Source organism: Nocardiopsis sp. MG754419, from assembly GCF_018207095.1.
Taxonomy (GTDB): domain Bacteria; phylum Actinomycetota; class Actinomycetes; order Streptosporangiales; family Streptosporangiaceae; genus Nocardiopsis.
The window spans coordinates 1-6,850 of sequence record NZ_QOCZ01000220.1 but is presented as its reverse complement, the minus strand read 5'-3'; the positions used below and the strand labels follow the sequence as shown (position 1 = coordinate 6,850).

At 70.9% G+C, this 6,850-nt stretch carries 6 protein-coding genes; 5 read left to right on the top strand and 1 reads right to left on the bottom strand.

Annotated features, from left to right (window positions below):
* The first annotated feature begins 147 nt into the window (after positions 1–147).
* From DSY14_RS26175 to DSY14_RS26155, 5 genes are all read left to right on the top strand, one after another.
* Entirely contained in the window at positions 148–954 is an 807-nt protein-coding gene (locus DSY14_RS26175) for an AraC family transcriptional regulator (protein ID WP_307851339.1), read from the top strand.
* Between the two features lie 290 nt (positions 955–1,244).
* Positions 1,245–2,270: an iron-siderophore ABC transporter substrate-binding protein gene (locus DSY14_RS26170; RefSeq protein ID WP_211719282.1), complete on the top strand. Its 1,026-nt coding sequence runs from the start codon at positions 1,245–1,247 to the stop codon at positions 2,268–2,270.
* A complete protein-coding gene (locus DSY14_RS26165; protein ID WP_211719281.1) occupies positions 2,267–3,310 on the top strand; it encodes an iron ABC transporter permease in 1,044 nt (347 codons plus the stop codon). Before DSY14_RS26170 ends, DSY14_RS26165 begins: the two co-directional genes overlap by 4 nt.
* Complete coding sequence (locus tag DSY14_RS26160; RefSeq protein WP_211719280.1) at positions 3,310–4,359, top strand: iron chelate uptake ABC transporter family permease subunit; 1,050 nt, start codon at positions 3,310–3,312, stop codon at positions 4,357–4,359. Before DSY14_RS26165 ends, DSY14_RS26160 begins: the two co-directional genes overlap by 1 nt.
* The gene (locus DSY14_RS26155; protein ID WP_211719279.1) at positions 4,356–5,168 is read left to right on the top strand and encodes an ABC transporter ATP-binding protein; all 813 of its coding nucleotides are present in this window, start codon (positions 4,356–4,358) and stop codon (positions 5,166–5,168) included. Before DSY14_RS26160 ends, DSY14_RS26155 begins: the two co-directional genes overlap by 4 nt.
* A 70-nt stretch (positions 5,169–5,238) precedes the next feature.
* Here the strand turns inward: DSY14_RS26155 and DSY14_RS26150 are convergent, their stop codons facing one another.
* Positions 5,239–6,237, bottom strand: coding sequence for an iron-siderophore ABC transporter substrate-binding protein (locus DSY14_RS26150; RefSeq protein WP_211719278.1), 999 nt, complete (start codon positions 6,235–6,237; stop codon positions 5,239–5,241).
* Between the last annotated feature and the right edge of the window lie 613 nt (positions 6,238–6,850).

The following is a 6,850-nucleotide window of genomic DNA, read 5'->3' as shown; positions in this document are numbered from 1 at the left end:
GGCGGTGAGTCGGGTGGAGCGGTGGCGTGCCGCATCCGTCCTCGCTTTCGTACGGGGGAGACCCGAATAGGGCAATGAAAACGGTTTTCATTCTAATCCTAACCCGGTTCCGCTTCGCCCCGTTCCGCCTCCGCGTACCCTGGTGACGTGGCCGCACCCGACATCCGTACGGCCCGGCGCGCCGGTTCCGACAGTCGTCGGCTGCCCAGTTACACCGCCGGGGAGATCGACGTGCCCTTCGTCATGTGGGGCAGCGACGAGGTCATCGCCCACGACACCTTCTGGGAGGAGCACTCCCACCCCACGCACGAACTGCTCTGGAACGAGCGGGGCGCCTCATCGGCGACCGTCGGTGCGCGTGTGTGGTCCGTCACCCCGTCGGTGGGTCTGTGGATCCCCGCGGGGGTCCGGCACTCGGGATGGACCCCCGCCGGCACCTGGCACCGGGCGGCCCAGTTCAGCGTCCGGGAGGTCGCGCCGCTGGCCGATCGGCCGGTCGCGGTCGAGATCACCCCGCTGCTCAGGTTGTCGCTCGACCGGCTGGTCGAGGAGGGGATCGCGCCGGACGCGCGCGCCAGGACCGAGTCGATGGTGCTGGACCTCATCGTCCCGGCCGAACACGAACTCCTCCTGCGCTTCCCCGAGTCCGCGCTGCTGAGGCCGATCGTGGCGACCCTGCGCGAGAACCCCGCCGACACCACGACCCTGGCCGCCTGGGCCTCCCGGCTCGGGGTGAGTTCGCGCACCCTCACGCGGGCCTTTCGCGCGGAGACCGGGTTGGGCTTCGCGCAGTGGACGGCGTCGGTCCGCGCCCAGCACGCGATCGCCATGCTCGCCCGCGGGGAGGGGATCGAGGAGGTCGCCGATCGTGTGGGTTTCCGCTCCGCCAGCTCCTTCAGCACGGCCTTTCGGCGGGTCACCGGGATGAGTCCGGGGCGCTTCCGGTCCCAGTAGAGGCGTCCCGTGGCGACGTGGGCGTCCGGGTGTCGGTGCGGAGTTTCTGTCCGTTTCGCGAACATACGTGTCACATCTGCGCGATTGCACGGTCGCGACTCTCGCTCTAAGTTCGGTTAGGCAATCCTTACCTCGTGTGGGCGGGCTTCGGCGGGCGATGCCGGGATGTCTTCTCGGCCTACCCCCATGCCATGACCGAACGTCACGTCATGAGAACCCTTCGTCATGAACCCGATGGGGTCGGGGTGTGCGGAATCCGGGGCGCCCCGCCCCACAATCGAAAGGACATCATGCGCCACGTGACAAGGTCGGCCGCCCTCTCCACGGCCGCACTGCTGGCGATCGGACTCGTGGCGTGCTCGTCGGACACCCCCGACGAGGAGGCCCAGGCCTCCGGGGACTGGACGCCGATCACCATCGAGCACGCTCTGGGCACCACGACCATCGAGTCCCAGCCCGAACGTGTGGCCACCGTCAACTGGGCCAACCACGAAGTACCCCTCGCCCTGGGCGTCGTTCCCGTGGGCATGGCCTTCGCCAACTTCGGTGACGACAACGACGACGGCGTCCTTCCCTGGGTGGAGGAGAAGCTCGACGAGCTCGACGCCGAGACGCCCGTGCTGTTCGACGAGACCGACGGCGTCGACTTCGAGGCGGTCGCCGACACCGCTCCCGACGTCATCCTGGCCTCCTACTCCGGCCTGACGCAGGAGGACTACGACACCCTCAGCGAGATCGCCCCCGTCGTCGCCTACCCCGAGACCCCCTGGGGCACCGCCTGGCGCGAGATGATCGAGTTCAACAGCAAGGCCCTGGGCCTGGAGGACGAGGGTCGGGAGCTCATCACCGACCTGGAGGCCGAGATCGAGGCCGCCGCCGCGGAATACCCCCAGATCGAGGAACGGTCCACCATGTTCCTCACCCACGTGGACACCACCGACCTCAGCGAGGTCAGCTTCTACACCGCCCACGACACCCGGGCGCAGTTCTTCGAGGACCTGGGCATGGCGACCCCCGCCAGCATCGTCGACGCCACCGCCGAGACCGACCAGTTCGCCCTCACCCGGACCGCCGAGCAGGCCGACACCTTCGACGACGTCGAGATCATCGTGACCTACGGCGGCGAGGACCTGGTCGAGGCCCTGGAGGGCGACCCGCTGCTGTCCCAGATGCCGGCCGTCGAGAACGGCGCCGTGGTGAGCCTGCCCGGCGACGACCCCCTGGGCACCGCCGCCAACCCCACCCCGCTGTCCATCTCCTGGGTCCTGCACGACTACGTCTCCCTGCTCGCCGACGCCGCGGACGGGGCGCAGTGACCTCGACGGACACTCCGCCGGTCACCGGGGTCGCCGCCGTGCGGCGGCCCCGGCGGCTGCGCGCCCTGTGGCTCCCGGTCCTGCTCCTGGCCCTGGTCGCCCTGATGTTCGCCTCCATCGCCGTGGGCTCGCGCGAGGTCGGCTGGGCCGACATCGTGGCCGCGCTCGGCGGATCGGCGGAGGGTTTCGGTGAGGCCTCCGTCGCCAAACGCATCCCCCGGACCCTGCTCGCCGTGCTCGCCGGCGCCGCCCTGGGCGTGGCCGGCACCGTCATGCAGGGCGTGACCCGCAACCCGCTCGCCGACCCCGGCATCCTCGGCGTCAACATGGGCGCCTCCCTGGCCGTGGTCGTCGGTATCGCGACCTTCGGCCTGTCCTCGGCGTCCTCCTTCGTGTGGGTGGCCATCATCGGGGCCGGGGCCAGCGCCGTGTTCGTCTACGTGATCGGCTCCCTGGGGCGCGGCGGTGCCACACCGCTCAAGCTCGCCCTGGCCGGAACGGCCACCTCCGCCGCCCTGGCCTCGTTCATCACCGCCGTCGTGCTGCCGCGCAACGACATCGCCGGCGGAGTGCGCTCCTGGCAGATCGGCGGGGTGGGGGGTGGAAGCTACGACGGTCTCGCCCAGATCCTCCCCTTCGTCGCCGTGGGCTTCGCCCTGTGCCTGGTCTGTGCGCGCGGGCTCAACATGCTGGCCCTGGGCGACGATCTCGCCGCCGGTCTCGGTGAACGCGTCGCCCTGGCGCGGGGGACGGCCTCCCTGGGCGCCGTCGTCCTGTGCGGGGCCACCACCGCCGTCACCGGACCCATCGCCTTCGTCGGGTTGGTCGTGCCGCATGTGTGCCGGTTGCTGGTGGGCCCCGACCACCGCTGGCTCATCCCCTTCTCCGCCTTGGGCGGGGCCACCCTGCTCACCGCCGCCGACATCGTCGGCCGTGTGGTCGCCAGACCCGCCCAGATCGACGTGGGCATCGTGACCGCGCTGGTCGGCGCCCCGTTCTTCATCTACATCGTCCGCCGTCAGAAGGTCCGTGCCCTGTGATGACGTCCCCTGCCACCGCCGGGTCCACCCTCGTGACCGTGACCCGGGGCCGCATCCACCGTGCGCGCAGACGGGCCACGGTCATCGTCGTGCTGGCCGTGCTCATCGTCGCCGTGTTCGCCCTGACGCTCATGGTCGGCCGGACCTTCTACCCGCCCGGTGACGTGTGGCGGGTCGTCCTGGGTCAGGACGTGCCCGGCGCCTCCTTCACGGTGGGTCGTCTGCGCCTGCCGCGCGCGGTGCTCGCCGTGGTGGCGGGGATGTGCTTCGGGCTCGCCGGTGTCACCTTCCAGACCATGCTGCGCAACCCCCTGGCCAGCCCCGACATCATCGGGATCAGTTCCGGGGCGAGCGCCGCCGCGGTCTTCGCGATCGTCATGCTCGGTCTGAGCGGCACGGCGGTGTCGGTGGTGGCGATCGTCGCCGCGCTGGGCGTGTCCACGCTCGTGTACCTGTTGTCGTTCCGCGGCGGGGTGGCCGGCACCCGGCTCATCCTCATCGGGATCGGTGTGGCGGCCATGCTCGACAGCGTGGTGGCCTACGTCCTGGACCAGGCGCCCGACTGGGACCTGCAGGAGGCGATGCGCTGGCTCACCGGCAGCCTCAACGGCACGGACTGGAACCAGGTCCTGCCGGTGGTGTTCGCGCTGGTGATCATCGGGCCCGTGCTGCTCTCCCAGGCCGACGACCTGGCCCTGTTCCCGCTGGGGGACGACACCGCCTCCGCCCTGGGGGTGCCGGTCGACCGGACCCGGCTGCTCGCGATCACCGCGGCCGTGGGACTCATCGCCTTCGCCACGGCCGCTGCCGGGCCCATCGCCTTCGTGGCGTTCCTGTGCGGTCCCATCGCCGCCCGCCTCGTGGGGCCCAACGGCTCCCTGCTGTTGCCGTCGGCACTGGTAGGCGCGCTTCTGGTGCTGGTCGCCGACCTGGTCGGTCAGTTCCTGCTGGGCACCCGCTACCCGGTCGGCGTGGTCACCGGCGTCCTCGGTGCCCCCTACCTCGTCTACCTCATCGTCCGCACCAACCGCGCCGGAGGCTCCCTGTGACCACGGACCACTCGCTGCTCGTCGAGGGCCTGACCCTGGGGTACCAGGACCGGGTCGTCATCGACACCCTGGACCTGGCCATCCCGCCCGGCCGGATCACCGCGATCGTGGGAGCCAACGCCTGTGGCAAGTCGACCCTGCTGCGGTCGATGTCGCGGTTGCTGGCGCCCAAGGGCGGACAGGTGCTGCTGGACGGCAAGCAGGTCCACCGGATGTCGCCCAAGGAGGTCGCCCGCACGCTCGGTCTGCTGCCGCAGTCACCGATCGCCCCGGAGGGCATCACCGTCGGCGACCTGGTCGGGCGCGGCCGTCACCCCCACCAGAAGGTGCTGTCCCGGTGGAGTCGCCAGGACGACGAGGCCGTCGCCGAGGCGCTCGAAGCGACCGGTACCGCCGAGCTGGTCGACCGGCCCGTGGACGAGCTGTCCGGTGGTCAGCGCCAGCGCGTGTGGATCGCCATGGCCCTGGCCCAGCGCACGGACCTGCTGCTGCTCGACGAGCCCACCACGTTCCTCGACGTCAGTCACCAGGTCGAGGTACTGGACCTGCTCACCGACCTCAACCGGTTGCTGGGGACCACGATCGTGCTGGTGCTGCACGATCTCAACCTCGCCGCGCGCTACGCCGACCACCTCGTCGCGTTGGCCGAGGGTCGTCTGCACGCCGAGGGGGCACCGGAGCGGGTGCTCACGCCCGAGACCGTCGAGGTGGTGTTCGGGCTGCGCAGCCGCATCATCACCGACCCCACCTCGGGCAAACCGCTGATGCTGCCCATCGGCCGTCACCACGAGGTCGTGGGGGCGGGTTGAGGGCGCCGCACCGACGCACGAGGGGGCGTCCGCCGACCGGCGGACGCCCCCTCGGGGTTCTCGGAGGGGATCAGTCCTCCAGGGTCTCCTGGATGAGCGGGACGATCTCGTCCAGGGCGTGGTGAACGCCCAGGGTGGAGCCGCTGGAGAAGGCGTTGCCCAGCTCCGGGTCCTCCAGGACGATCAGGCGGCCGTCCTCGGCGGAGGGGATGCCCTGCAGGACCGGGTCCTCGTTGAGGAAGTCGGCGGTGTCGCCGATGGGGAAGACCACGGTGAGGTCGGCGTCCAGCTCCTCCACGAGCTCCGAGCTCAGGTCGACGTAGAACGTGCCCTCGGCCCGCTCCTCCAGCTCCGGCTTGTACGTGAAGCCGAGCTCGGTCAGGACGTCCGCGCGCGTGTCACCGGGCACGTAGGCGCCGTACTGACCGTCGAAGTAGGCGCCCACGGCGATCGTCATGTCGGCGAAGTCCGGGTTCTCCTCGCGCAGCTCCGCGAAGCGGTCCTCGAGCTCGGTGACGAGTTCCTCACCGCGCTCCTCCTCGGCGAGGACCTCGGCGACGTGGCGGGTCTGGTCCTGCCAGGTGGTGCCGTAGGTGACCTCGACCCCGGGCGGCGGACCGACCACCGGTGAGACGGGGGACAGCAGGTCGTGACGCTCCTGGGAGTTGTCGGAGCGGGTGTCGAGGATGACGTCCGGGTCCAGGGAGGCGATCGCCTCCAGGTTCGGCTCCATGGTGCCGACCTCGTCCGGTGCCGAGTCGAACAGGTCGGCGGCCCAGGGCCCGACGTAGGGCTCGCCGTAGGCCTGCCAGTCGGCCACGCCCACCGGCTGCACACCCAGGGCCAGGGCGGTCTCCGCGTCCGACCACCCCATCGCGACGACGTTCTCGGGGCGGTCCTCGATCTCCACGTCACCGAACAGGGTCTCGACGGTGCGAGGGTAGCCTTCGGCGGTCGCGCCGGAGGACGCGGAGGAGTCCGCGTCACCGCCGCCGCAGGCGGCGAGCAGGACGGTGGACAGGGCACCGGCGGCGATCATGCCGAAACGGGTGGACGGACCGGGGTTCATAGGACCTCGCTGCATTGTATTAAGCTTAGCCTTGCCTAAGCATGATTTGACCAGGCTAGCGTGGTTTTCACGTTGCTGTGAACCGAGGGGCCGTGGTGTACGCCGCGGACCGGGGTGGCCGTGGGTCCCGTGGGCCGGGTCGACGTCGGTCCGGTGGGGAGCACCCGGGATGCACGCCGGCGCGGTCGAGGTGGACGCGCATGCCCTGGCCAGGGAGAACGGTCCGAGAACCGCCCTCCGGCGACTTCCGGTCGATGGTGACGTCCGGCCTTCGGCCGCACACCGGGTCACCGTCATGCCCTCGGGGCGACCCGGTGCGCGGGTCGGGCCTCGGGGCGCCGCCGGCGTCCGTTCCCCTGTGCGGCCGAGGGATGGGCATCACGTCGGCGGCCCACGCTGAGTGAGGCTAGGCTTACCGATGGCCTGCCGAGAGAATCGGGCACACCGCACCAAAAGCCATATCCCATGGTCGCGTGCCCCCGGGCCCTGACTACCCTGACCCAGGGCCGACCCACCGATCCACGGCAGCCATCGAGCACACGACGACCAGGGGACCACGGAGCACATGACCACAGCCGAGGGGCGGGCCGCCCCCGAACCGGCCTCCCCACCC

Bases quoted from the DNA above. Each gene is read 5' to 3' on its own strand.
- DSY14_RS26170 (WP_211719282.1), top strand. From the start codon at position 1,245: ATGCGCCACGTGACAAGGTCGGCCGCCCTCTCCACGGCCGCACTGCTG.
- DSY14_RS26160 (WP_211719280.1), top strand. From the start codon at position 3,310: ATGACGTCCCCTGCCACCGCCGGGTCCACCCTCGTGACCGTGACCCGG.
- DSY14_RS26150 (WP_211719278.1), bottom strand. From the start codon at position 6,237: ATGAACCCCGGTCCGTCCACCCGTTTCGGCATGATCGCCGCCGGTGCC.